The 25,839-nt window shown below is 64.6% G+C and carries 24 protein-coding genes and 2 pseudogenes; 20 read left to right on the plus strand and 6 right to left on the minus strand.

What is annotated here, in order from left to right; all coding sequences use genetic code 11:
* Positions 1-139: 139 nt before the first annotated feature.
* The 4 genes and pseudogenes from QM841_RS34150 to QM841_RS34165 all read right to left on the minus strand — a co-directional run.
* Positions 140-568: pseudogene (locus tag QM841_RS34150) on the minus strand (serine/threonine-protein kinase); the annotation flags it as partial.
* Positions 569-1,101: 533 nt separating this feature from the next.
* Positions 1,102-2,088: an ABC transporter substrate-binding protein gene (locus QM841_RS34155; protein ID WP_283335330.1), complete on the minus strand. Its 987-nt coding sequence runs from the start codon at positions 2,086-2,088 to the stop codon at positions 1,102-1,104.
* Positions 2,089-2,107: 19 nt separating this feature from the next.
* Positions 2,108-3,868: an ABC transporter permease gene (locus QM841_RS34160; RefSeq protein WP_182624954.1), complete on the minus strand. Its 1,761-nt coding sequence runs from the start codon at positions 3,866-3,868 to the stop codon at positions 2,108-2,110.
* Entirely contained in the window at positions 3,865-5,109 is a 1,245-nt protein-coding gene (locus QM841_RS34165; protein ID WP_283335332.1) for an ABC transporter ATP-binding protein, read from the minus strand. The genes QM841_RS34160 and QM841_RS34165 overlap by 4 nt, the downstream gene beginning before the upstream one ends.
* Positions 5,110-6,795: 1,686 nt before the next feature.
* On the opposite strand from QM841_RS34165, the gene QM841_RS34170 reads away from it, so the two are divergent.
* The 3 genes from QM841_RS34170 (at position 6,796) to QM841_RS34180 (ending at position 9,120) form a co-directional block, all read left to right on the plus strand.
* A complete protein-coding gene (locus tag QM841_RS34170; RefSeq protein ID WP_283335333.1) occupies positions 6,796-8,199 on the plus strand; it encodes an MFS transporter in 1,404 nt (467 codons plus the stop codon).
* A gap of 122 nt (positions 8,200-8,321) precedes the next feature.
* Positions 8,322-8,792 carry an ATP-binding protein gene (locus QM841_RS34175; protein ID WP_283335334.1) on the plus strand — a complete coding sequence of 157 codons (471 nt, stop codon included), beginning with the start codon at positions 8,322-8,324 and terminating at the stop codon, positions 8,790-8,792.
* A gap of 85 nt (positions 8,793-8,877) precedes the next feature.
* Positions 8,878-9,120 carry a hypothetical protein gene (locus QM841_RS34180; protein ID WP_156517706.1) on the plus strand — a complete coding sequence of 81 codons (243 nt, stop codon included), beginning with the start codon at positions 8,878-8,880 and terminating at the stop codon, positions 9,118-9,120.
* Here QM841_RS34180 and QM841_RS34185 read toward each other — a convergent pair.
* Positions 9,117-10,307 (minus strand): acyl-CoA dehydrogenase family protein, encoded by a 1,191-nt coding sequence (locus QM841_RS34185; RefSeq protein ID WP_283335335.1) that lies wholly within the window; start codon positions 10,305-10,307, stop codon positions 9,117-9,119. The genes QM841_RS34180 and QM841_RS34185 overlap by 4 nt on opposite strands.
* Before the next feature lie 104 nt (positions 10,308-10,411).
* Here QM841_RS34185 and QM841_RS34190 point away from each other — a divergent pair, with 104 nt between their 5' ends.
* The 9 genes from QM841_RS34190 to QM841_RS34230 all read left to right on the plus strand — a co-directional run bounded on the left by QM841_RS34190 (position 10,412) and on the right by QM841_RS34230 (position 18,857).
* Entirely contained in the window at positions 10,412-11,155 is a 744-nt protein-coding gene (locus tag QM841_RS34190; RefSeq protein WP_283335336.1) for an SDR family NAD(P)-dependent oxidoreductase, read from the plus strand.
* 3 nt (positions 11,156-11,158) lie between these two features.
* A complete protein-coding gene (locus QM841_RS34195; RefSeq protein ID WP_283335337.1) occupies positions 11,159-12,382 on the plus strand; it encodes an acetyl-CoA C-acetyltransferase in 1,224 nt (407 codons plus the stop codon).
* Complete coding sequence (locus tag QM841_RS34200) at positions 12,379-13,209, plus strand: aspartate/glutamate racemase family protein (RefSeq protein WP_025432700.1); 831 nt, start codon at positions 12,379-12,381, stop codon at positions 13,207-13,209. Before QM841_RS34195 ends, QM841_RS34200 begins: the two co-directional genes overlap by 4 nt.
* A gap of 32 nt (positions 13,210-13,241) precedes the next feature.
* Positions 13,242-13,580, plus strand: a complete 339-nt coding sequence (locus QM841_RS34205; RefSeq protein WP_005242288.1) for a carboxymuconolactone decarboxylase family protein — start codon at positions 13,242-13,244, stop codon at positions 13,578-13,580.
* 114 nt (positions 13,581-13,694) lie between these two features.
* Positions 13,695-14,471, plus strand: a complete 777-nt coding sequence (locus tag QM841_RS34210; RefSeq protein WP_283335338.1) for an SDR family NAD(P)-dependent oxidoreductase — start codon at positions 13,695-13,697, stop codon at positions 14,469-14,471.
* A 71-nt stretch (positions 14,472-14,542) separates the two neighbouring features.
* Positions 14,543-15,316 (plus strand): SDR family oxidoreductase, encoded by a 774-nt coding sequence (locus QM841_RS34215; RefSeq protein WP_143767456.1) that lies wholly within the window; start codon positions 14,543-14,545, stop codon positions 15,314-15,316.
* 2 nt (positions 15,317-15,318) lie between these two features.
* A complete protein-coding gene (locus QM841_RS34220) occupies positions 15,319-16,938 on the plus strand; it encodes a class I adenylate-forming enzyme family protein (protein ID WP_283335339.1) in 1,620 nt (539 codons plus the stop codon).
* On the plus strand, positions 16,931-17,746 hold the full coding sequence (locus tag QM841_RS34225) for an enoyl-CoA hydratase/isomerase family protein (protein WP_283335340.1): 816 nt from the start codon (positions 16,931-16,933) through the stop codon (positions 17,744-17,746). Before QM841_RS34220 ends, QM841_RS34225 begins: the two co-directional genes overlap by 8 nt.
* 121 nt (positions 17,747-17,867) lie before the next feature.
* A complete protein-coding gene (locus tag QM841_RS34230) occupies positions 17,868-18,857 on the plus strand; it encodes an aldo/keto reductase (protein ID WP_182624944.1) in 990 nt (329 codons plus the stop codon).
* Between the two features lie 78 nt (positions 18,858-18,935).
* On the opposite strand, the gene QM841_RS34235 is transcribed toward QM841_RS34230, so the two are convergent.
* Positions 18,936-20,393, minus strand: coding sequence for an aldehyde dehydrogenase (locus QM841_RS34235; protein ID WP_283335420.1), 1,458 nt, complete (start codon positions 20,391-20,393; stop codon positions 18,936-18,938).
* Positions 20,394-20,683: 290 nt separating this feature from the next.
* Between QM841_RS34235 and QM841_RS34240 the strand changes: the two genes are divergently transcribed.
* The 8 genes and pseudogenes from QM841_RS34240 to QM841_RS34270 all read left to right on the plus strand — a co-directional run bounded on the left by QM841_RS34240 (position 20,684) and on the right by QM841_RS34270 (position 25,830).
* Entirely contained in the window at positions 20,684-21,643 is a 960-nt protein-coding gene (locus tag QM841_RS34240; RefSeq protein ID WP_283335341.1) for an NAD-dependent epimerase/dehydratase family protein, read from the plus strand.
* 54 nt (positions 21,644-21,697) lie between these two features.
* Positions 21,698-22,570, plus strand: coding sequence for an NAD(P)-dependent oxidoreductase (locus tag QM841_RS34245; protein WP_283335342.1), 873 nt, complete (start codon positions 21,698-21,700; stop codon positions 22,568-22,570).
* Positions 22,571-22,590: 20 nt separating this feature from the next.
* Positions 22,591-23,565 carry an alpha/beta hydrolase gene (locus QM841_RS34250; protein ID WP_283335343.1) on the plus strand — a complete coding sequence of 325 codons (975 nt, stop codon included), beginning with the start codon at positions 22,591-22,593 and terminating at the stop codon, positions 23,563-23,565.
* A 93-nt stretch (positions 23,566-23,658) separates the two neighbouring features.
* Positions 23,659-24,045: a cupin domain-containing protein gene (locus QM841_RS34255; RefSeq protein ID WP_005242263.1), complete on the plus strand. Its 387-nt coding sequence runs from the start codon at positions 23,659-23,661 to the stop codon at positions 24,043-24,045.
* Positions 24,046-24,119: 74 nt separating this feature from the next.
* The gene (locus QM841_RS34260) at positions 24,120-24,662 is read left to right on the plus strand and encodes a cupin domain-containing protein (protein WP_061700484.1); all 543 of its coding nucleotides are present in this window, start codon (positions 24,120-24,122) and stop codon (positions 24,660-24,662) included.
* A 100-nt stretch (positions 24,663-24,762) separates the two neighbouring features.
* Positions 24,763-25,098 (plus strand): carboxymuconolactone decarboxylase family protein, encoded by a 336-nt coding sequence (locus QM841_RS34265; protein WP_061700483.1) that lies wholly within the window; start codon positions 24,763-24,765, stop codon positions 25,096-25,098.
* A gap of 251 nt (positions 25,099-25,349) precedes the next feature.
* Positions 25,350-25,520: pseudogene (locus QM841_RS43570) on the plus strand (hypothetical protein); the annotation flags it as partial.
* Between the two features lie 28 nt (positions 25,521-25,548).
* On the plus strand, positions 25,549-25,830 hold the full coding sequence (locus tag QM841_RS34270; protein WP_283335344.1) for a hypothetical protein: 282 nt from the start codon (positions 25,549-25,551) through the stop codon (positions 25,828-25,830).
* The last annotated feature ends 9 nt before the right edge of the window (positions 25,831-25,839 follow it).

The following is a 25,839-nucleotide window of genomic DNA, read 5'->3' on the forward strand; positions in this document are numbered from 1 at the left end:
AGAACTGTGGTCTGATCGTCGTTCCACATGCGAGACAAACATCCGCGGTTCGACGCCAGGATGGCACCGCTGCCGTAGAGCACCTGCTCCAGCCCCTCGCCCTCCGGTGTGGAAAGGGCCTCTTCGGCCAGGGCCGTGCCGGCTCTCCGTAATCAGTGAGCAAGATGTTCGCCGGTTTGATGTCGCGATGGAGAATGTCGAGTCGGTGTGCTGTCTCCACCGCGCCGGCCACCTTCACACCAAGCCGCAACGCCTCAGGCAACGGCAGCGGACCGTGGTCGCGGATCCGGACGTCGGGAGAATCCTGCTGATGGTATGGCATCACGATGTAGGAAAGGCCGCTGTTGGTGGCACCGACCTGCAGGACGGTGACGATGTTCGGGTGCCCGGTCAGACGGCCCATCGCCCGTTGTTCCCGGAAGAATCGCTCCCGATTCTCCTCGTCGAGCTCGACGAGGAGAACCTTCACCGCCACCGTGCGATCTAATGGGGTCTGGATGCAGCGCTAGACAACACCAAAACCGCCGCGCCCAATTTCCCGGGCATCATCGAACCCGGTCGCCCTCAGCTCGGCGACCGGGGGAGTCGACTACGACTCTGTGTCGAGCGGATCACCTGTGCCCATCACATGGTCTATTCACGACGCCGCTGTCGTTCCTGTGCACTGGTCCCGACGGCACGACCAGTAAGGGAGGATCGACCTTTCGCTCACTTCTCGATGACGTCTTCTCAAGGATATCGCTGCTGTCGGTTGTGACCGATTAGGGCACCTGCCAACCGCCGACCTTGCATGCTGAGACTCCGACGCATCTGGCGTTGCATGGAGATTTCGACGGCTGGCGTGCCCGACGCCCGCGAGCTTGCGACCAAGCCCGAGTTCGGCGATGACGATGTCACACTGCCACGGGACTGAGTGCACGACCCATACACCCTGCTTCAGTCCACAGGCCCACCCCATGCCTACATCGCACAAAGGGGCCCCTACCGACTGAACTCGACGGCACCTATCTCAGTTGCCACCTCAGAACGCGACTGACGGTGGACGATCGTGGGTCGAGCGGAGCCTTTGTGGCGAGGCGTCCGGCGGGGAGGCGCGCGGGTTTAGCCGCGGTTGAAGATCTCACGCAGCCGGACGGCCCACTCCGCGATCACTTTGGGAGGGGTGTCCTTCTCGGACAGGACTCGCATCTGTGTGGTGTCGATCGTGCCGTCGAGTCCCTCGATCGGACTGCCGGCGTCGCCACTTCCGTTGAATACCCCCTGGCCTGCAGGTGAGAGAAGGTAGTCCATTACGATCTGGGCATCGTCCTGGCGTGGAGACTTTTTGAGGATGCCGGCAATGAACGGAGATGCCCAGCCGTCCTTGATGAGCACAGAGTCGATCGGCGCTCCTCTGCTCTCGAGGTCGTGCACGACGGCAGGGCTGGCGGTGTAGGCGACGCCGATCTCGCCGGAGGCCACAGCCTGCGCCATCGGGATGAGCGAGGGGTAGAACTTCGGATTCTGCTCCGCCAACTCAGGCAGATAATTGGGACCGTTCTTGTCCTGGAGGTACTGCAGATAGGAAGCGAGCACAGCGCTCATCGTGTCTCGCACGCCCAGCCGATTCTTGACCTCTGGCGCGAGCAGATCGTCCCAGGTTTCGAAGCCGTCAGGAAAGGCGTCGGTGTTCCACAAGATCATGCTGAACGGTGAGTAGGACACGATCGGCGCGTGGCCGTCGACTCCCCAGTCCGGGTAGGTCTTGGCGGCATCAGCGGTCACGGGGGCCAGGTTGTCCTTGTTACGCAGGAACCATGAATCGCCGGACATGATGAAGATGTCGGCGCCGTCCGCACCGGTTGCGATCTCTGCGTCGACCTTGGGGACCAAGTCCGATGCACCCCTGGTGATTTCGAGGGTGATATCGGGGTGGGAGGCGTTGAAGGCGTCTTCGAGCCTTTTGTTCTGCGAGGGTGCCGCCACGCTGTAGACGTGGACCGTTCGCCCGCCGTCGCCGAAGAACCCGGCTGCCGGGACGCAGGCAGCGAGCAAGGTGGTCGCGAGCGCGGCCGCCAACACGGCGACGCACTTGGTCAGATGTCTCATGTTCTGGTCCTTCTGCCTATCAGAGCTTCTCGAGAGCACGGCTACCTCCGAACAGCAGGGCCAAGAAGACGCCGATTGCGGTGATTGCGGTCATCGCAATCGCGATGACCGCGACTTGCGGGTAGCCCCCTGCGTCGTATTGTTCGAACAGGGCCACGGACATCACGTTGACTTCGGCGGAACGGATGAGCAGCGAGACGCCGAACTCGTGGATCAAGAGGACGAACATGATGGCCGCCGACGAGGCCATTCCGGCGCGCCCGAGCGGCAAGATGACGCGGATGAACGTTCGGAGGGGACCGGCACCGCTGACCCTCGAAGACTCGACGGTCGTGCGGCCGAGCGCTACGAGCGTGGCGAGCTGGTAGCGCACTGCATACGGCACCATGATCGTGACGTAGGCGAGGATGAGTCCTGTTTTGGTGGCGTAGAGCCCGATCGACGGATTGGAGTAGGCGAAGAGGAAGCCGAAGCCGAGCAGTGCTCCGGGCATTGTGAGTGGGATGTTGGCGAGGACGTCGAGGATCACTGACAGTGGGCGCCAGAGACGGTCTCGGTTATAGATCCCGAGGGCGATCAAGGTGCCGAGTGGGAGGACGATTGCGACGGCGGTGACGGAGGCGAACGTGCTGTTGAAGATGGACTCGACGAACACCCTGTCCTGGAACACCGAGGAGAAGTTTTGAGTCGTCAGCGCATCGAAGGAAACCGACCCGCTCCAGAACGGCGAGAGCGCCACGAATGCAAGTGCCACCAGCGGCGCCAGCGCTGACAAGACTGTGAAGAGCAGCACCACCAACGTGGCGCCGATGTTTCCCCATCGGCTGGTGCTCGCTGGCGATGCTGCGCTCACGGTTCCGACGAACCGGTCCTGTTTGCCGATCAGGCCCCGTTGCACCATCACCATGACGAGGGCGAGGACCATGAGGGGTGTGCCGAGCGCGGCGACGACCGAGTAATCGATCGGGTACTGCGCGGATAGCTCGAACATGCGCACCGTGATCACGTCGAGCCCCTCACGACGGCCCAGGATGAGGGGGCCGGTGAACTGACCGAGTGCGAGGAGGAAGCACACGACGCCGGCGTAGACGAACACCGGTCGCAGCAGGGGAAGCGTCACGGTCAGGAGGATGCGCAGTGGCCCGGCGCCGTTGACACGGGCCGCCAGGGCGTAGTCACCACCCAAGTTGCGCAAGCCGGCGTACACGAACAGGTATACGAACGCTGCTAGGTGAATGCCGGTGTAGACGATGATCCAGAACTCGCTGTAGACGTTGATCGGGCCGGCGTCGCCGTCGAAAAAGGGTGTGGCGCGCAGCAGGGTGTTCACGTACCCGTTCTCCGGGGAGAAGAGAAACACGAATCCGACGACATGAGCGACGCCAGGAATGATCATCGGCAGAACTGGCATGAACGCCAGGTACTTTCGTGTTCGCGGCGATGTTGCGTGCATGCACAGCGCCAGGCCAGTGCCCACGATCAACGCGACGATCAAGGATCCGACGCCGAGGACGAGCGTCGTGGCGAACATCTTGCCGACTCCGTCGAGCTCGAGTACGCCGCGCAGGCCGGCCGCGCCGTCGGCGAAGGCCTTTTGTTGCAGCGGGACGACTGGCAGCAGGACCAAACCGCCGACCAGGACGGTGAGGGCAAGCCACGGTAGTTGACGTTTGAATCGACGCGCGAACGCGATCGGGGACGCCCCTCTTCCCGGTGCCGGCGTCTGGTCGATGACGACGTCGTCTGTTGTGGCATCGCGGGTGGCAACGTCAGTGGTCATGACGACACTCCGGCGACCTGGTGGGTGCGATCCGTCCGGTCGGCCCAGTCGGGAACGAGCCGGCCATGGTCCTGGCTGTAGCAGCGGGCTTTGTCGATCGGAAATCCGACCTCTACCGACTGGCCCGGTCGTAGGTCCATCGCCCCTGTCGGGATCCGGGCGAACAGTCGGAGGTCACCGATCTCGACGACGCACTCGCTGGTTTCGATGCCCGGCAATAGTTCGACGATGCGGCCGTCGGCGAGCCAGGCAGTCGCGGTGGCCGTAGTGGCATGCGACGCGGGAGATGAGATGTCGTCTGCTGTGGGCCGCACCAACAGGTGCTCGTCGCGGAGTCTGAGAGCAAAGGATCCGCGGAGATCGTCGCGGGCTAGACCAGGAAGTCGTTGTCCGGCGAGGGCAACGCCGCCATCCTCCGCTCGAAGCTCGAGTCGATTCCTGGCGCCGAGGAAGTCGGCGACGTACTCGGTCGCGGGAGCGCGATACACCTCGATCGGATCGCCGACCTGCTCGATTCGGCCCGCGTTCATGACGGCGACCCGGGTGCCCAGCGCGATGGCTTCCTCCTGGTCGTGCGTGACGTGGACGGCTGTGAAGCCCAATTCGCGGTGAAGAAGCCGGAGTTGCGCACGCAGTTCGACGCGCAGGAGAGCGTCGAGATTGCTGAGAGGCTCGTCGAGAAGCAGCAGCGTGGGTCGCGGAGCCAGAGCACGCGCAAGCGAGACGCGCTGCTGCTGGCCGCCACTGAGCTCTGGTGGGTACCGGTCTGCGAGGTGGCCGCATTGCACGATGTCAAGGACTTCCTCGACACGCCCACCCTTGAGTGCTGCGCTATGGCCTCGCGACTGAAGCGGGTAGGCGACGTTCTTGCGAACCTTCATGTGGGGCCATAGGGCGTAGTTCTGAAAGACCATGCCGACGTCGCGGCGATTCGGCTGCACGAACACGCCACGCGCAGTGTCGAGTACGCAGGAGCCGCCAATGTGGATGCGGCCTGAATCGGGGCGCTCGAGTCCCACAAGTGAGCGCAGCAGGGTGGTCTTTCCGCAGCCGCTGGGGCCGAGGAGTACGAGCAGTTCGCCATCGGCCACCTCGAGGTCGACGTTGCGGAGGACGTGAATCTCGTTGCCTGGGCGTCCGAATGACTTTGTCAGACCGTGCACGGACACCAACGCGGGTGCCCGCGTCGATCTCGCGGTGTCTTTGGTCTCTCGCGTTGCTTCAACGAGGGCTGATGGCATGACGCATCCCTTCAGAGTGATGTACGACACTCAGTCAATCACGTAATTGACAGACAGTGCAAGAGCAGTCTTTTTCATAAAGGTCGAATATGTGAGAAAAAGTAAAAAACATGCCTAAATGTTTGGAAGTTACTAGCTGTCAATTATCCGTGGTTGTGGCTGGTGGGTCGGTGAGCCGTGACGCCCGAGAGCTCATCGACGAGCGCGAGTCGTTCTCGCACATGGTGGGTGACGTTCTCTACCATCTGTTCGCAGGCGAGGAGCGCCTCTAGTTCGATCGAGAAGATAGTTTGCCGGAGGTTCGCTTGCCGATTCGCGCCGCGGACACGAGTCCCTATCTTGTAAGGCTGCCGGTTCAGACACTGAAGTCGCGCCGCATGTAGCCCCGGCTGCCCGCTAGCTGCGATGCAGCAACACTCCAGCGTCGACTAATTGGCATTGCGGCCATGCCGATTCGTCGATCTTGAGTGGATGCTCTGAAATCTGGAGGGACTTCGTCACGCCTACCAGTACGAAGCCCTTGGCCTCCCAGTAGTGTGTCGCGGGAACCCGGCGGTTCGCGGCTGGTGGAAGAGGGCACCGTCCCATCGAGCGTAATCTTCTCGACCTCGGTCAGGTGACGCGTATCCCAGCTGGAGCGCATCGTCTCACGGAGACGATCGGATTGTGTTGCAGTGCAATAACTGTACGGGGCGTTCAGGGCCGAGGCAATCCCATCAAACGATTACCTCCGCAGACCTATTTGCTCAACCGTGCCGGGAGCGCGTGAGGCACCCAAAGCTACAGCCTCGGCATCCGACTTCTTCGTGCCGACGGAGAGCGCGGAGGTGGTGTCGGCGAAGAACCGGTCCGGGAGGCCATGACGGATTCGAGCTACCACGGGGAGCACCCCGGTGGCTTTCATCTTGTCCTCGATCGATGCTCAGTTCGAACCGGATCGACTGTCGGCCAAGCCGACCGGGTCCGTCTGACCGCGCAGAACATGTCTGCATCCGCACCCGGGACGGGGTGAAACCAGTGCTCGTGAAGACTCCGGTCGACATCACCTCGCCCTCAACTGGTCGCAGTCGACGCGCTGCCACGGCGGCACGCCCACGATTCGTATCGAGGCGCGGGGCTCGCAGTGTGCCCGCGTTCGGTTGCCGGTCACCCGCGCCGGGGATGGATGGGACGTGCGGGTCGATTTCGATCGGGTCATGTCCTGGTGCAGCCGACCCTGCTCGGCTGGCTGTGTCGTCCGATCATCCGGAATCTACGCGGGGTGCCTCGCCTGCCGATGCCCCACTGTGCTCGGTCCGAACGTCCGCGTAGTGGATGTTGCCCTCGAACGCGATACCGTGGCTGGCCGGCGCCGGAAGGCCGGGTGCCCGATGTCGCGCTCACGCGGACAGTGAGCCAGACGCCCTGGTTGATTCGCACGGCGTGACCCGCAACCGCCGCCACGGGTGCGCAGAACGAATCCCCGGTGGCCGGACTGCGAGCGCGCCCGGCCCGCAGTGCCCTTGGCGCTCGGCTGAATCGTGGAGATCGCTGATTACTGTCAGATAGAAGTCCTCTCTATAAGTCGGACAGTTAATCGGCTGACTATTGCATCAGTGTCAACGATGGTCTAACTTGACAGTGGTAGAGCTCACAGTCGATTTCGAGCGTCATGCCTCGGAGTTGCCGTTGCTAGGAGAGAGTCCATTGAGTGATGAGATCGTTGAGCCGCTCGGCTCAGGCGAACCGGCAGGGCATGCGAAGACGCCGAAGAAGGCCGCCGCGAGCGGGTGGGTCGGCTCGGTGCTCGAGTACTACGACTTCTTTATCTACGCACAAGCCGCCGCGCTGGTGTTTCCCACGCTCTTCTTCCCGGGGGCGGATCCGACGGTTGCGATCGTTGCGTCCTTCGCCACATACGGCGTCGGCTATGTGGCGCGGCCGATAGGTGGATTCGTTCTCGGTCACTGGGGCGATAAGCATGGACGGAAGAATGTCCTCGTTCTATGCATGCTCATCATCGGAGTTGCAACGTTCTGTGTCGGGCTGATTCCGTCCTACCATTCCATCGGTGTCTGGGCCCCGGCCCTCCTGGTCGTCTTGCGCTTGGTTCAAGGCTTCGCCGTCGGTGGGGAGATCTCCGGGGCGAGCGCGATGATCATGGAGCACGCGCCATTCGGAAGGCGCGGCTACTACACGAGCTTCACGATGCAGGGCGTCGCGGTCGGCCAGATTCTCGCGGCGGCGGCATTCTTGCCGATGGCCACGTGGCTTCCGGATGAAGCCTTCCACTCATGGGGTTGGCGGATCCCGTTCCTGCTGAGCGCGGTCGTGGTCCTCATTGGTCTTATTATTCGACGCAGGGTGAACGAGACGCCGGCATTCCTCGAGGAGCGGGATGGTGACAACACGCCGCCCTCACCTATTGTGGAGGCCGTTCGCAGCAACGGCGCCGACATGGTGCGCGTGTTCATCATGATGCTGCTTACCATCATTCCTGTAGTTATGTTGGTGTTCGGCGCAACCTTCGCGACGAACAAGGCTTATGGCAATGGGTTCACTCCGGCGAACCTCCTCTGGCTCTCGCTGATTGGCAATGCGGTGGCCGCGCTGCTCGTCCCAGCGGCCGGTGCCCTGTCTGACAAGATCGGCAGGCGGCCGTGTCTGATCTTCGGCATGCTCAGTTCTACGGCCCTGTGTTTCGGCTATCTGTACTTCATCAGTGTTCATAACGTCGCTCTCATGTTCGTGTTCGGACTCCTCGCATACGGTGTGGCCTTTCAGGGGTTCCAAGGAGTCTTCCCGAGCTCCTTCCAGGAACAGTTCCCGACCCGGTCCCGTGTCACCGGATTCGCAATCCCGCAAAACCTCGCAGGCATGGCCACAGCGATCATGCCGACCGTTTTCGCCGTCATCGCTCCCCCCGGCGCGAATGTGCCGGTGATCGTCGGGTCGGTCGTTTTCGGTATCGGCGTAGTCGCAGCCATCGCCGCCTACTTCACGCGGGAGACCTACCGGGTGCATATGGACGACCTGGGTCGGAAGGATGCACCGGAGGTGCCGCGTGACGAGTACGAGCGGCGCCGGCACCGTCGATTAGCCGCCACGTGACGGATACGAAGCGACAACCTCGCAGGTGAAGACCAGGAGCCCGCCGTCGAACATGGACGGCGGGCTTCGGTCGTCACGATGGCGGCCGGAGCACTGGTATCAAACCCGTCGAGGGGTGCTCGATGATCGAATGTGGAAAAGAAATTTTGATGGATCGCGATCTCAAAGCCCTCAAACTCGGCGCACCGAAGGACATCCTGCCGCAGCGACTGGCGCTGGCCCGACAGCACCAGCTCAGCCAACTCGCCTTCCTGGAACTGTTTGGCCGACGAAGTGTCACGCCGCGAATCGCGTTCGGCACCAATACGTTCGGCGAAGGCCGGGTTGAATTCGAACATGCGGATCGACACCTGAAACGCACTCGACGACCTGCACTACGACGGGCGTTGTCGGATCTGGTCTCGTTGCGCTTCGCCGACGCCGGCCACTGCAGGCTGGTCCTCGGCGCCGTGGGCGTCGGCAAAACATACCTGCCCACCGCATTGGCCAGATCGCGCTCCGGCAACGACGCAGCGTGCTCATCGGAATTCTGGCATGGGCCCGCTGCATCGGGGTGTAATCGGCTGCGAAGTCCAGGGGCCCGATTCACGTAGGAGCAGCTCGCGGGTGCCGGAGGTAGCTGAAGGAGTATGAAACTGTTGTGTGGGGGTCCCGCCGGCGCGGATGGCTCTCGCGTGGGTGCTGGTGCGCACGGGATCACGGGCACCCTTCGTGGGGCCGCGTACCGAACACGATCTCGACGACGCTGCGGCGGCGCTTGAATTGAGTCTCGATGCCGTCATCACGTCTCGATACGATATTCCCGGGGTATCGGACAGCGCCCGAGGACTACGCCTGGTAGAAGCGACCAGTGAAGCCGGCTTGATGAATCAAGCCGGCTTCCTGTTTTCTGTCGTTTCTGCGCGCCGTATTTCGGTCTAGATTCGATAGTCCTTGAGCAGGGATCTGCCGATGATCATCTTCTGGATGTCCGAGGTGCCCTCGCCGATCAGCATGAACGCCGCTTCGCGGTACAGTCGCTCGATCTCGTACTCCTTGGAGTAGCCGTAGCCGCCGTGGATGCGGAACGAGTCCTGAACGACCTCGTTGCAGTACTCGCTGGCGATCATCTTCGCCATCCCCGCCTCGACGTCCATGCGCTCGCCGGCGTCCTTGAGCCGGGCGGCACGGACCACCATGGAGTGCGCGGTCTCCACTTTGGTGGCCATCTCCGCGATCCGGAACAGGATCGCCTGATGCTGCGCGATCGGCTTTCCGAACGTCTCGCGCTGCTGCGCGTACCGGATGCCGAGCTCGAATGCGCGATTCGCGATGCCGACGGCCCGGGCGCCGACGTTGACGCGCCCGACCTCGACGCCGTCCATCATCTGGTAGAAGCCGTTGCCGGGGGTGCCCCCGAGGACCTGGTCGGCGGAGATCCGGTGGTTGTCGAGGATCATCTCCGTGGTGTCGATGCCCTTGTAGCCCATCTTGTCGATCTTGCCGGGGATGGTGACCCCCTGGGCCGTCTCGCCGAAGCCGGACTCCTTTTCCACAAGGAAGGTGGTCATGTTCTTGTAGACCGACTCGGAGCCCTCGTCGGTCTTGCAGAGCACTGCCACCAGGGTGGAGGATCCGCCGTTGGTCAGCCACATCTTCTGGCCGGTGATCTCGTAGCCGTCGGCGGTCCTGGTGGCCTTGGTGGTGATGGCCGAGACGTCCGAGCCGAGCCCGGGCTCCGACATCGAGAAGGCGCCGCGCACTTCGCCGGTGGCCATGCGCGGCAGGTACTCGAGCTTCTGCTCCTCGGTGCCGTGCTGGTTGAGCATGTGGGCCACGATGAAGTGCGTGTTGATCACGCCGGACACGCTCATCCAGCCGCGGGCGATCTCCTCGACCACCAGGGCGTAGGTGAGCAGCGACTCCCCGAGGCCGCCGTACTGCTCGGGGATCATCAGGCCGAAGATGCCGAGTTCCTTGAGCCCCTCGACGATCTCCGTCGGGTACTCGTCGGCGTGTTCGAGTTCGGTGGCGACCGGGATGATCTTCTTGTCCACGAATTGACGGACAACGGCCAGGATCTCGTCCTGCTCGGCGGTCAGGCCCTCGGTGCGCACGAGACGTCTCATGATGTCGATCGAACTCCTCTGCGATAAGTCTGTGATGACAGCGTGACTGGATAAGTCTGTGATGACAGCTTGACTGAAAGCTAGCTGTCAGACATATTACATACATGTCTAATGCAGTGGTAGTCGTCACAGGGGCCGGGCGCGGCATCGGGGAGTGCGTCGCGCGCTCGCTCGCCAAGGAAGGTGCCAAGGTCGTCCTGTCGGGCCGCACCGTATCCGCGCTCGAGGGTGTGCGGGACGCGATCGAGGCAGACGGGGGGACCGCGCTGGTCCGTCCCACCGATGTCATGGATCCCGAGTCCATCTCGGGCCTCTTCGATGACACCGAGAAGGCCTTCGGGAAGCTCGACGTGCTGGTCAACAACGCCGGAATCGCCACCCAGACCAACATGGTCGACATGGACGAGGCGGATTGGGATCGGATCTTCAACACCAACGTCCGTGGCCTGTTCCTCAGCAGCCGTGAGGCCGGGCGGCGGTTCCGGGATGCGGGTGCCGGTCGCGCGATCAACATCGCCTCGGTGTTCGGCCTGGTCGGCCGCCCCGGCTTCTCGGCGTACTGCGCGTCGAAGGGAGCGGTCATCAACTTCACCCGCTCGGTCGCGGCCGAGTGGGCCCGCTTCGGTGCCCAGATGAATGCGGTGGCGCCTGGCTACATCGCCACGGATATCAACGCCGAGATGCGGGCGGACGAGGCGGCGTACAAGAAGGTGCTGCGCGGGATCCCCGCGTACCGGATGGGTACACCGGAGGAACTGGCGAACGTCGTCACCTACCTGGCACTGAACGCGCCGGACTTCCTCACCGGCCAAACCATCGCCGTCGACGGCGGAGAGTCGAGCGTCTAGGCGATGACGAACACCACTGTAGAAACAGTCATCTGCGAACCGGTCCGCACCCCCGTCGGTCGGTACGGGGGGATCTTCAAGGACGTGCCGGTCACCACCCTGGCCTCGACGGTGATCGCCGGGCTGGCCGAGCGCACCGGCCTGGCCGGTGCGGATGTCGACGACGTCATCTTCGGTCAGGGCTACGCCAACGGCGAGGCCGCGGCCATCGGACGGATCGCGGCGCTGGACGCCGGCCTCGATGTCACGGTGCCGGGGCTGCAGATCGACCGCCGCTGCGGTTCGGGTCTGCAGGCCGTGCTGTACGCCTGCATGCAGGTCGCCACCGGTGGTTCTGGCCTGGTCCTGGCTGGAGGGGCCGAGAGCATGAGTCAGGCCGAGTACTACATCCCGAACGGTCGCTGGAACGCCGGTGGGCAGCCGAAGCTGCTGGACCGCCTCGCGGCGCCACGCCGGAACTCGGGCGGCTGGCGGTACCCGGTCGAGGGCGGGATGATCGAGACCGCGGAGAACGTCGGACGCGACTACGGCATCACGCGCGAGCAGCAGGATGCCTGGGCTGCGCGGTCGCAGCAACGGGCGGGTGCCGCGATGGCGGCGGGGTTGTTCGACGACGAGACGATTGCGGTCTCGGTGCCGCAGCGCAAGGGTGATCCGCTGGTGGTGACGCGGGACGAGCACCCCCGCCCGGGCACCACAGTCGAGTCGCTGGCGCGGCTCGAGCCGATGATGGCCGCCACGCTTCCGGGGGCTACGGTGACCGCCGGCAACTCGAGCGGGCAGAATGACGCCGCCGCCGTGGCGATCGTGACGACGCGGGCGAAGGCCGAGCAGCTGGGCCTGAAGCCGTTCGCCCGCCTCGTCAGCTGGTCACTCGCGGGCGTGGAGCCGAACCGTATGGGGATCGGTCCGGTCCCGGCGGCAGAGCGCGCGCTGGCGCGGGCCTCGCTGTCCTGGTCGGACATGGACCTGATCGAGCTGAACGAGGCCTTCGCCGCGCAGGTCCTCGGCTGTTTCCGGGGTTGGGGGCTGACCGACGCGGACCTGGACCGGGTCAACGTGAACGGTTCGGGCATCTCCCTCGGCCACCCGATCGGCGCGACCGGGGGCCGGATCCTGGCGAACCTGCTCCGCGAGATGGACCGCCGCGGTGCGCGGTACGGGCTGGAAACCATGTGCATCGGTGGAGGCCAGGGCCTCGCCGCAATCTTCGAACGAGTGGGATGAAACAGATGAAGATCCTCTACCTCAGCATGTCCCGCGAGGAGTACTCGCCGAACTACTTCCCCTACCTGAGGTCGTACATCGACCAGGTGAAATCGCCAGGCACCCAGGTCGAGCTGCGCGGCACCCGGGTGGGGCGGATCGATAGCTTCCGGTTCTTCGAGGTCCTCGACTGGGTGTCCATCATGGACTCCGCGATCGAGGCCCAACAGGACGGCTTCGACGCGATTGCGATCGGCAACATCCTCGACCCTGCGCTGCGCGAGGCGCGGTCCATGGTCGACATCCCGGTCCTCGGGCTGGGGGAGACCTCGATGCTCACCTCCTGCATGATGGGCAGCCAGTTCTCCCTGGTCGGCGTGAACCCCTACTTCGGCGGCCGGTTCGAGGAGAACGTGGCCAAGTACGGTCTGCGTGAGCGGCTGGCGAGCATCGAGTGCATGGGGCTGACGCCGCATGAGCTGGATGCCTGCTTCTCCGATCCGGACGGCCGGCAGAAGGCGATCGACTCGTTCACCGCCGCCGCCCGCGCCTCGTTGGACAAGGGTGCCGAAGTGGTGATTCCCGCCGGCGGGCGGTTGACCGCGTTCCTGAACGCGGTGAACATCCGCGAGGTCGACGGTGCCCCGCTGCTGGACGGCACCGTCTCCCTGGTCGCAGCGGTCGAGGCGGCGGTGCGGGTGCACCGCCAGTCCGGCTCGTTCGTGAGCCGTCGTCGGCTGTACGCCCGTGCCCCCGAGGCCTCCATCCGACAGGCCGGCGCGGAATACGCGGAGGGCTACCACGTGCCGGCCCTGGCGCGGCTCGCCGCAGGCGATACCAGCAACTGACCCCTATTTCGAGGTAAGGGACGAGAACACCAATGAAACCCGAATACCCCCTGAGCAAGCATGAGAGCTTCATCTCCAATCTGGATCGGCTGCGGGAGACTTCCTCTGCCGCCGCGGACGCGTTCCGCGCGCTGCGCGTGGCCCAGGACGCCCACGGGCCGCTGGAACCCGGGCAGCGTGAGCTCAGCCTGTTGGTCGGTTTCGCCGTGACCCGCAACGAGGGTGGCTTCCGCGTGCACTGCAACCGCGCGCGGGACGCGGGCGTGCCCGTCGAGGCGATCGAGCAGGCGGTGATCCTGATGCTGGGAACCAGCCTTGGCCTGGTTCCGGTCGTGGAGGCCCTGAGCTGGGCGCACGACGAGCTCCGTTGAGAAATTGTTAGACATTAGACTTGTTTAATATTTGGCAGTATGCGCACCGTCCGCGGGTGTGAGACCGGCGCGCCGCAACCCGTAGCCGCCCATATGACGAGGAGAGACATTTTCATGGCAGAGAACAACGAGACCCGCACTGCTTTGGTGGTCGGCGCCGGTTCCGGCATCGGACGTGCCACCGCGCTGGAGTTGGCGGGCTCGGGTGTGTGCGTGGTCGCCGCGGATCTGAATGCCGATGCGGTGGCGGCGCTTTCCGCCGAGCACGAGAACATCGTTGACCTGGGCGAGTCCTGGAATGCCACCCGGCACGAGGACTGCGACCGGCTGGTCGCCGCGGCGGTGGCGCGGGTCGGGCATCTCGACACCGTGATCTCGACCGTCGGTTGGACCGCGATCACCAAGTTCCTCGACGAGACGCCCGAGTACTGGCAGCGGATCATCGACGTCAACCTGATGTCGGCGATCTACCTCTCGGCCGCCGCGGCGCGGGCCATGCGAGAGCGCGGCGGCAGCATCGTGCTGACCTCGTCCGAGGCCGGTACCGTCGGCACCTCCGGGGAGGCGGTGTACTCCGCGGCCAAGGCCGCGGTGATCGGCCTGGTGAAGTCGCTGGCCCGCGAGTGGGCCCGCTACGGCATCCGGGTCAACGCCGTCGCGCCCGGCATCACTTCGACGCCGCTGCTGGTGGAGCAGGGCATCGCCGGCGGCGACGATGCCCAGGGCGGCGGCGACGCCGTGCTGAATAGCATCCTGCGGGGCGTTCCGATGCGCCGCCTGGGCGAGCCGTCCGAGATCGCGGACGCGATCGCCTACCTCGCCGGCGACGGCGCCAGCTACATCACCGGCCAGACGCTGTGCGTCGGCGGTGGGTTGACCATGGGCTCGTAGAGCCGGCCCATACCTTCGATCAAGCGCATCACCCGCGCTCGTCACAACAACACCGAGAGGCATCCATGGACATGCGAGGCAAGACCGTCCTGATCACCGGCGGATCCCGCGGAATGGGCCAGCAGCTCGCCCTGAAGCTGGGTGCGAAGGGCGCGAACGTCGTGGTCAACTACCGGCGCGACGACGAGTCGGCGCAGAAGACCGTCGCCGAGATCGAGGCGGTCGGCGGTACCGCGTTGGCGCTCAAGGCCGACATCTCCGACACCGAATCGGTACAGCAGTTGGTGGACGCCGCCGTCGAGCGGTTCGGCCGCCTGGACGTGGTAGTGGCCAACGCCGCAGCCAGCGCGTTCAAACCGTTGATGGACATCCGCGCGCACCACATCGAGAAGACCATGGGCATCACCATCCAGGGATTCCTGGATCTGGTCCGTATCTCGCTGCCGCACATGCGGAACGGGGGCCGGGTGCTCGCGGTGAGCGGCTGGGACAGCTTCCGGGCGCTGCCGCTGCACGGCCTGCTCGGCGCGGCCAAGGCGGGCATGGAGTCCATTGTCCGGAACCTGGCCGTGGAGCTCGCCGGTGACGGCGTGACCGCGGTGGGAGTGTGCCCCGGCCCGATCGATACCGATTCGTTCCGGCTGTACGCCGGCGATTCCTGGGACGACTACGCGAAGAACTGGCTGACCCAGACCCCCTCGGGCGCCTACGCGACCCCGTCAGAGGTGGCCGACGTGATGGCCTTCCTGTGCTCGCCGGAGAGCGTTGCGATCAACGGCCAGACCATCGTGGTCGACGGTGGCCTGTCGGTGGCCACCATGCCAATCGGATTCGGGCAGAACTGAATATGAGCGCACAATCGTCGGCCGTCGCTCAGACCGTGGTGCAGTTGATGAGCCAGGTCCAGCGGCGACCCGGCCACGAGATCGCGGTGGAGGAGGCGACCGGTCAGCGGTCGCTCACGATCGAGCAGCTAGTCGCCGCCTCCAACCGGCTCGCGAACGCCTTCATCGGTCTCGGCCTGCGGCCCGGCGGCCGGGTGGCATGGGTCTCCGAGAACCACATCGAGTACGTCGTCCTGGAGTTCGCCCTGCTCAAGGCGGGCCTGGTCAAGGTGCCGCTGAACAATCGTTTCGCCCCGAACGAGCTGCGGCGGTGCGTGGACCTCGCCGACGTCGGGCTGGTCGTTGCGGATCCGTCCTCGGCCGAGGTGCTCGACGGCGTGCTCGCAGGCTCCGCGGTGCACAAGGTGGTCATCGGCGCACGAGACGGGTGGACCTCCTTCGACCAGCTGGTCGCCGGTGGGGCATCCGGGCCGGTGCAGGCGGCCACCGGGCCCGACGACCTCTATCACATCCGCTTCAGCTCGGGCTCGACAGGAAAGCCCAAGGGCATCCCGATCACGCATCGCGGGGCCCGCGCGGCGATCCTCGGCAACACCTGGGTGATGAGCACCAGTGCGCCCAGCGCATCGCCGCGCACCCTGCAGGTGGCGCCGCTGGTATACGCCGGCGGTTGGAGTGTGTTGCCGACGCTGCTGTGTGGCGGCACCAACGTGGTGATGACCAGGTTCGATCCTGAGCAGATGCTCGACGTGATCGTCGATCGCGGCATCACCTGGATGTTCGCGGTGCCCACGATGTTGCGGCGGCTTTCCGAGATCACGGGCCTCGAACGGCTTCGCACCTCGTCGCTGGGCTGCCTGATGCTCGCCGGTGAGCCCGCCGCGCTGCCTGCGCTCGAGGTGCTCACCGAGTACACCGATGCGATGATCAACTGCTGGGGGCAGACGGAGGCCCCGGCGTCGACCACGCTGCTCACCCGTGCCGAGATGCGCGACCGATCGCTGTGGTCCTCGATCGGCCGGCCGGTACCGGGCGTCGAGTTCTCCGTGTACGCCGACGGTGCCGTCCAGGACCGGCCGGAGCCGGGGGTCGACGGCGAGCTGGTGATCCGCACCGCGAGCGTGGCACCGACCCTGCTGGGCGGCGAGGTGGAGCATGCCGATCGGACCCTGCCGGACGGCTGGTGGCGGACCTCCGACCTCGGGCACTTCGATGAGCACGGCCGGATCTTCATCGTCGGTCGTGCGAGCGAGACCATCATCACGGGTGGCACGAACATCCAGCCGGTGGAGATCGAGCGGGCACTCGAACTGCATCCGATGGTCCGCGAGGCGGTGGTGGTGGGCGTGCCGGACCCGAAATGGGGCGAGACCCCGGCGGCGTACGTGCACATCGACGCACTGTGGGCCGACGTGAGCGGGGAGCTGGCCGCGGTGCTGCGCGAGAACCTGGCGGGGTTCAAACGCCCGGGTCACGTGTACATCTCGACCGATCCGATCCCGCGCGCCTCGAAGGCGGCGAAGATCGCGCGCGGTGACATCAAGCGGCTGGTGCGGTCGTGGGTCGAGGACCCTACCGTGGTGCCGCGCAACGTAACGAAAGTGGTGAAGGAACGTGGCTGACGCAGTGATCGAGTCCACCGATGACATCGTCATCGATACCGTGGACGGTGTGGGCACGGTACGACTGAACCGGCCCGACCGGGGCAACTCGGTCACCCCCGACGTGGTGACCCGCATGGGCGATGCGGTTGCCGACCTCGCCGAGACCGAGGGCATCGGTGCGGTGGTGCTTACTGGCACCGGCAAGGTGTTCTGCGCCGGCGCCGACGTCAAGGACATGTACGCGGTGTACTCCACCGACGGTGCCGACGGGTTGATGGACTACCTCGCCGTCACCTGGATGCCGGCCGTGCAGCGCACGGTGCGGTTGCTGTGGAACACCCCGGTTCCGGTCGTCGGCGCATACAACGGCCACGCGACTGCCGGCGGGCTGGACTTCGGACTCTCCTGTGACGTGCGCCTGGCCGCGTCCCAAGCGAGGTTCGCCGAGAGCTATGTCAACCTCGGCATGGTGCCGGTGGCCGGCGGTGCGTACCTGCTGCCGAAGCTGATCGGTCTGGAGAAGGCATCCCGGATGATTGCGACGGGCGAATTCATCGATGCCGCGCAGGCACTGGCGGCCGGCATGGTGAGCGAGGTGTGCGACACCGAGGACCTCGCACGCCGGGCGGCCGAGGTGGCCCGCGAGATGACGCACGGGCCGGTGGCGACGTATGCGAACGCGAAGCGGATCGCGCGTGCCGCGGCGACGGTCGAGCTGGACGCCGCGCTGAAGGAGAGTCTGGCCGCGAATATCGCCCTGATCGCCCGGCCCGAGGTGCGCAGGCTGGTGCTCAACGTGATGGAGCAGTACAGCTTGGCGAATTAGAGCGGTGCGCGCACGGGGCTGGCCGGGCGGCGGGAACGACATCATGCAGGTCTGAGAATGGTGCGTGGATCATCGTGATCGGGGTTCGGGCGGCTCCGGAATGAGACTTAAGGAGAGGGAAATGGAATACAACAGGCTGGGGCGTTCTGGGCTCAAGGTGAGTCGAATCGGTCTGGGAGCGATGAACTTTGGATTCGTCACGGACGAGGCGGGAAGCTTCGAGATTCTCAATCACGCAGTAGAGTTGGGCATCAACTTCGTCGACACGGCGGATGTCTACGGTGGTCCGCAGACTCCCGACATGGAGAAGGGATTCGGCACTTCCGAGGAAATCATCGGCAAGTGGCTGGCACAGGACCCCTCCCGACGGGACAGGATCGTCCTGACTTCCAAGGTCTACCAGCCGATGGACACCGGTCCGAACGATCGCGGGCTTTCGGCTTATCACATCCGTAGGGCGTGTGAGGCGAGCCTCCGCAGGCTGCAGACCGACCACATCGACGTCTATCAGATGCACCACGTCGACCGAACCACGCCGTGGGAAGAGGTGTGGCAGGCATTCGAGCAGTTGGTCCGGGAGGGAAAGATCAGCTACGTCGGTAGCAGCAATTTCGCGGGATGGGATATCGCGACCGCGCAATGCATCGCGAATTCCCGCCACTTTCTCGGTCTGGTTTCGGAGCAGAGTCTGTACAACTTGACCGAGCGGACAATCGAACTCGAGTTGATTCCGGCGTTGCGCAACTACGGGATCGGGCTGATTCCATGGAGTTCATTGGGGCGTGGCCTCCTCGGAGGGGTGCTCGACAACGCCAGCAGCGGTCGCCGCAGCCGCCCCGAAATGCAGGCCCGGATCGAGCGGATCCGTCCCCAGCTGGAGGCCTATGAAGCACTCTGCCGGCAGATCGGTGAGCGTCCCTCCGACGTCGCGACCGCCTGGCTGCTGGCGAATCCCGTCGTCTCCACGATCATTGCGGGGCCGCGGACCGTCGAACAGTTCGACCAGAGCGCTCGTGCGTTGGACGTGTCGTTGTCCGCGGAGACGATGGCGGAGTTGGACAAGATCTTCCCGGGGCCCGGCGGTGAGGCTCCGGCAGCATATGCGTGGTGAGTAGCTCATCCGTAACGTCGGAGGCCCGGAACCAGTTCTCGGTTCCGGGCCTCCACGTTTGTAGTCCGTCCGTGGCGGTCAGGCCAGGGATTGCGCGAACTCCGCCGGCAGGCCGATCGACCGCAGTTCGGTGTACGCCTCCAATCCTTCGACCCCGTTCTCTCGGCCGATTCCACTCATCTTGAATCCACCGAACGGCGACTGCAGTCCGATCGGACTGCCGTTCAGTTCGACCACGCCGGTGCGCAACCGGCTGGCGACCTGTAGTCCGCGTTCGAGATCCGAAGAGAAGACGGCACCGTTGAGGCCGTACTGCGAGTCGTTCGCGATGGCGATCGCGTCCTCTTCGTCGCGGTAGGTCATCACGGACACCACCGGCCCGAAGATCTCCTCCTGTGCGACGGTTGCGCCTCGGGATACTCCGGCAATGATCGTTGGTTCCACATACCATCCGTGCTCGAGGCCGGCGGGGCGGTTGCCGCCCTTGATGATTCGGCCACCCTCCTCCTGACCGATTCGGATGTACTTCTCGACCGTGGTGCGATGGCGCTCACTGAACAGCGGACCGATCTCGGTCGCATCGTGGTGCGGGTCGCCGACTGCCATCGTGTCGATCATCGCCGCGAGCGAATCTAGAAGTTCACTCTCCCGCTTCTCGGAGACGAGGATGCGAGTCTTCAAAGTACAGACTTGACCGTTGTTCCTGAAGGAACCCATACGGAGCAGTTCGGCAGTCGCGTTCATGTCGGCATCGTCCAGAATCACGGCGGCCGACTTGCCGCCGAGCTCGAGCGTCACACGACGAATATTCGCGCCGCACAGCGATGCGATTCTGCGACCTGCGTCCGTTGAACCGGTGAAGGTGACCTTGTCCACCCCGCGATGCGCGACCAGGTGCTCCGATGCCTCGCGTTCGGCGGGCACGACGTTGATCACACCTGCGGGGAACCCCGCCCGTTCGATGAGCTCAGCCAGCAGGTACGCGTCCAGCGTCGTCTGCGGTGCCGGCTTCAGCACGAATGTGCATCCTGCGAGGATCGCCGGCACGATCTTCTGCATGCTGATACCCATCGGCACGTTCCAGGGGACGACGGCCCCGACCACCCCGACGGGTTCTCTTGTCACCAATGCGTTTCCGAGTGGTCCCGACCGGACGGTGCGGAACGGGTACTCATCAATGAAGTCGAGATACGCATCGATCACCCGCACGGGGTTCGCTGCCTGGATGGTGCGGGATTGGGTGATCGGGCACCCCATCTCGGTGGTGATCAGTTCCGCGATCTGTTCGGCATGGTCAATCAACAATCCGCGAAGCCGCCGTACGACGGCGATGCGCTCGTCGAGCGACATGCGGGGCCACGGGCCGGTGTCGAAGGCCACGCGGGCCGCGGCTACAGCGAGATCGACGTCGGCAGGCGATGCCGACGCCACGTCGGCGAGGAGTTCTTCGCTGACCGGGGAGACGACGGGGATGCGCTCGCCGCGCGCTGCAATCCATCGACCATCGACGAACAACTTCCCGTGTCGGTGTTCCATGAGCATTGCTCTATCTCCTTTGGGTGGGAACGTCGGGTGAGGGGCGGGGGCGTCCTCCTCGTCCTGATGGGCATTGTGGCGGTAAGCCACGGCCGATCGCTCGTGCGCGTCGATCTCACGGTCGGGCTTCTGCTAGCCAAGGACTCTGTGCACAGAATATCATAAGTCAGATAGTTGACAGCTGGTAAAATATCTGCTGAAATCGTGTGTCGAATGTCACTGCGTCTTCGATCCTTTTCGTCGGCTCGGGGGTGTGGGCGGGTGAGTTGGAACAATCGAAAGAGGTTGGCGTGACGGGATCGAAAGAAGTCGTGCTGGTGACCGGTGCTTCCGGATTCGTCGGATCGAGGCTGGTCGAGCAGCTGAGTACATCGGGCCGCTATCGCGTGTTGGCCGCGGATTCGCACTGGACCGACCGATCCAAGACCTTCGGTGAACTGTCCGACGTGGAGCGATGCGACATCGACCTCCGGGATCGAGAGGCGGTTGATGCTCTGGTGGCCAGGTCGGGAAGCATCGTTCATCTAGCGGCTATTCGCGCGGTGGCAGGGCTCGACGATCCCTGGGCCGCATTCGAGGTGAACGTGGCGGCCGCCTACGGCCTGATGGATTCGGCAAAGCGCCATGGGGTGCGGCGCATCGTCTACGGCTCGTCGCACAGTGTCTACGGGAACTTCGCGAAGCGCCGGACGTACCGGCATCGCGAGAACGAGGTCGCCGAGGGGAGCGGCATCGGTATGTACGGAGCCAGCAAGCTGGCCGTCGAGGCATATCTCGAGGCGCATGCGAACACCGGAGGGGCGGAGTTCATCTCCCTGCGGCTCGGCACCATCTACGGTCCCGGAGTAAACCGGGACAACTCGATCGGCGGGATGATGATGGATGCCATCGACGCCGTGCGCGCGGGCCGGGCCCCGGTGGTGCGGTGGGCGCCCGACGCGCTTCACGATCTGGTGTACGTCGATGATGCGGCCGCGGCGCTTCTTGCCGCGATCGACGTCGACTCCGGGGCGAAGGCGATCAACGTGGTCGGTGAGCCGATCAACACCACTGAGCTGTTTCGCATTCTCGTCGAACTCGTCGGGGGCGACGCGGCAACGATCGATTGGCAGCCCGAATTGGTGCGGTATCAGCAGGTGTCCCGGGACTTGATGCTCGCAGACCTCGGTCCGATCCTGGGCACCCGGATCGAAGACGGCCTCCAGGCCTTCGTTGATTGGCACCTCGGCGCGTCCATCGCTGTGGACTGAGTCGCTGGCTTCGCCGGGCCAGCTGGATTATTGGACAGTTAAGGAGTCAATGCTATGAGTGAGAAGATTGGATTCATCGGGATCGGGGCGATGGGCTCCGCGATTGCGAGCCGCCTGGTCGAGCCCTTCGATCTGTACGTCAACGATCGCAACCGTGTGGCTGCGGACGAACTGGTCGCCGCCGGCGCCACCTTCACCGACGCGGCCGAGATCGCCCGGACGTGTCGGGTCGTGTTCCTGTGCCTCCCCGCTCCGACGCATGTCGATCAGTTGCTCTTTGGGGACGAGGGGATCGCGAAGGACCTCGCCGTCGGCACCGTCGTCGTCGATATCACCACCGGAACCCCCACGGCGGATTACCAGGTCGTTGCGGCCCTCGGCGAACGTGGAGTGAAGTTCCTCGATTCGCCGATCGGGGGCGGTGTCCGGCGGGCCCGCGAGGGTACGGCGACCCTGATGGTGGGTGGCGACGACGACGTGTTCGCAGAGGTTGTCGAGGTGCTCGAGGCGGTGACGCCGGACGTCCATCACGTGGGGCCGGTCGGTGCCGGTCACGCGATGAAGCTGGTCAACAATCTTCTGAACAGTTGCAATCGGTTCGCCGCGCTGGAGGCCATCCGGCTCGGGCAGGCGTGCGGTATCGAGCAGTCCACGGTCGTCGCGGTGCTGAACAGCTCGACCGGGCGGAACTACACGACCGAGTACACGTTCCCGACTCTGCTGAGCGAGCCCGATTACAAGCTGCAGGGGTTCACCCTCGATCTCATGCGGAAAGATGTTCACCTGGCAAACGAACTCGCCGCGAGCATGAACCACGCGACGCCGATCGGACATCTCGTGGAAGAGATGACGGAGACGGCGATCGAGCGGTTCGGCGGCGATGCGGATCAGAGTCAGCTCATGGCCGAGTGGTATCCCCGTGGTTGACATCGTGCGGCCCTCCCGGGATGGGTAGCGATCAATCCGAGGGCCGAGTGAGCATGGACGAACTGCGCCCGAAGGCGCTGCACCCAGCGGCGGAGAAAATGCGGGTGGCCGCCACCCAGTTGCCCCCGTCCTACGAGATTCCACTCGAGGCTGCTCGTGTTCGCATGCGCTCGGCACTCATCAGGCAGGCCGAGCCGTCGTCGCTGCGCGTCGCGGACTTCATCGTTCCCGCCGGGGATCGGGGTATCCGAGTGCGTGCCTATCGGCCGCCCGGCCATCGGAACCCTGCGCTCGTCTTCTTCCACGGGGGCGGCTGGGTCTTCAACGACCTCGATACGCATGACGAACTGTGCCGGACTATCGCCGAGGTCGCGCAGTGCAGCGTCTTCTCGGTGGACTACCGGAGGAGCCCCGAGCACACGTATCCGGCTGCGATCGACGATGGCGATGTCGTGTTCGAGTGGCTGCTCACCAATAGTGACGAATTCGATGTTGAGCCGGGCGCATTCGCTCTCGGCGGCGACAGCGCCGGCGGGACCATCGCGACCGCACTGGCGAAACGGATCCGAGAGCGGGGCGCGCGCCAGCTCGCGGCGCACTTCCTGCTGTATCCCGTGCTCGACTACTGGGACCCGGGGACGCCCTCCTACGGCGAACGTGGTCCCGGGTTCACCGTCGATCGGTCGTTCATGAAGTGGATCTGGGATGCGTACTTACCGTCGCAGTGGGTGCGCGAGGATCCCCACCTGTTTCCACTCCAGGGTTCTCTGGCGGACCTGCCCCCGACGGTGCTGTGCGTTGCGGAGTACGACGTGCTCCGGGATGAGGGGATCGAATACGCACGACTGCTGCGGCAAGCCGAGGTGCCGGTGACGCTCCTCGTGGCCGACGACCAGATGCACGGGTTCGCCCACCATCTTGCGCTCATCGAAACTGCGAAGGACATGGTTCTCACGGCCGCGACTCGCCTCGGTAGAGCCCTACGCGGTGGGTGACCCGAACGGACGGAATACGTGCATGCACGTTCGAGCAATGTGTAAAATGTCAAACGATAACAACGCATATACAGAGAAAGTAGTTTCGATTCCATGTTGACAGTTATCAGGGGAGCAAACAGCGAGCCGTCCGCCCTGGCGCAGGGGACCTTCACCGGTGAGGCCTGGCGCGACATGGTGATGGCGCCGACCGACGGGGTGGCGATTGGCAACAACTTTTTCGCGCCGTGTTCGCGGACCTATTGGCACTCGCATGTCGGCGGCCAGCTGCTCATCGTCATGGCTGGCGAAGGGCATGTGTCCGACGAGAACGGAATTGTCACCGTTCGCGCCGGCGACATGGTGTGGACTCCGCCCGGCGTTCGTCACTGGCACGGTGCCGCCGACGATCGCTTCATGCTGCACACATCGGTCACCCTGGGTGCCACGAACTGGGAATCCGAGGTCACCGACGCCGAGTACGGCGAGGCTCGGGCCTGACCGCGGCGCCGTGAGATGGGGCTACTGCTCCGATCTCACCCGCCCCTGTTTCACAGAATGGAAGGAGTATCAGCATGACGAGTAGCGGTGAGCCGGCGTTGGCCCGGGTTGTGGTGACCGGCGTGAATGACGAGGGAAGGTCGGTTGTTTCGTCCGACGGGCCGGCGAGTCCCTGGACACGTCGGCCGACTGGGACCCTGGTGATGGAGTTGTGGCGTGAGGACGAGTTGCCGATTTCGGTGAACTCCGAGTCGACGCTGGAAAACGAAGTGGTGTTGGCCCCACCCGCCACCGGTGTCGTGGTGCGGACGACGGTCTTTCCGCCCGATAGCTCGATCTCGGCCGAGGCCGCTGCAGCGTACGCGGCGGCGATGGCGGACATTTACGGCCCCGGAAATGCGGAGGGCGGCGCCGTGCCGGGAATGCACACCACCGAGACCATCGACGTGATGACCGTGATCGACGGCGAGATCTGGGCGGTCATGGAAGAAGGGGAGACGGTACTGCGCGCCGGTGACACGATGGTTCAGCGCGGTACACGCCATGCGTGGCAGAACCGGAGTGACCGCCCGACGACGGTGGTCACGACGATGATGCCAGCGCACCGAAACGATTGATGAACCGGGCGTTGCTGCGCGGGTGATTCCCGCAGTGGTCGGCCCGCAACGATTGTGAGACCTGCGGCGAGTGTCGCGAACAGTTGGATGAGGAGTGCAGATGTCGGAGAAAGACCAGCGCCCCAGCGGTGATCGGCATCCGCTGGGGCGGTTCGCCCCGGGGCTGATCGGTTTCACCGACGACGTCCTATTCGGCCAAGTGTGGGAGCGCGCGGTGATCAGCGCGAAGGAGCGCAGCATGATCACCGTTGCATGCCTGGTGACGGGCGGCAACGTGGAGCAGCTCCGCTATCACCTGGTGCGGGCGCGGGACAACGGGGCGACACGCATCGAGCTGGTCGAGGTGATCACCCACCTCGCGTTCTACGCGGGTTGGCCGAAGGCCATGGCCGCGATGGCCGTCGCGCAGGAAGTGCTCGGCTCCGAAGAGGACTGACTTCGGTGCGCGATGAGCGCCGAATTCGGTATGGCGCTGAGGAGTTGCAATCCCACCCGTCCGAGTCGGATGGCGGGACTGTTTCGTTTGGCGGCCGCTGAGTCATGCGAGACAAGCTGTGAATAGAGTGATATTTGACGACCCGGGAAATGGTGTGACGAAACATGAGACCGTCAGAGCTTGACGATCGGGCCGAAGCGGTCGTGCGGCCGCTGCAACCGGGGGACCTCGACGCGTTCACGCGGTTTGCGATGGCCTTGGCGGGTGAGGGACGACGTTTCCTCAAGGAGGACCTGTCTGATCCCGTGAAGGTTTTCGCTGACTACCAACGGGAGACGGCGGCAGTGCGGCTGGCCGCGCTCGACGGTGCCGGTGAGATCGCCGGATTGGCGGGTGCTTTCGCGGGGGAGGGTTGGTCGTCGCACGTCGCCGAGATCCGCGTCGTGGTGGGTGCGGCGTATCGGGGCCGCGGTGTCGGGGCGGGCGCTGGCCCGTGCGGCGCTGCTGGAGGCGGTCAAGCTCGGCTGCAGCCACGTGTACGTCGAGGTGATCGCGGCACAGGATGCGTTGGTCGCCATGTTCCAGGACATCGGGTTCGAGCCGGAGGCGCTGCTCGTCGATTTCGTTCGGGACAGCGACGGTGAGAACCGGGACTTGATGCTGCTCACCCATCGGGTGGATGTGAATCAGGCGCGGAATCGGTTGTGGGGCATGGACGAGGTGGCCGGATGAGTGGGGGAC

The organism is Rhodococcus sp. IEGM 1307 (assembly GCF_030056915.1).
Classification (GTDB): Bacteria; Actinomycetota; Actinomycetes; order Mycobacteriales; family Mycobacteriaceae; genus Rhodococcus_F; species Rhodococcus_F opacus_D.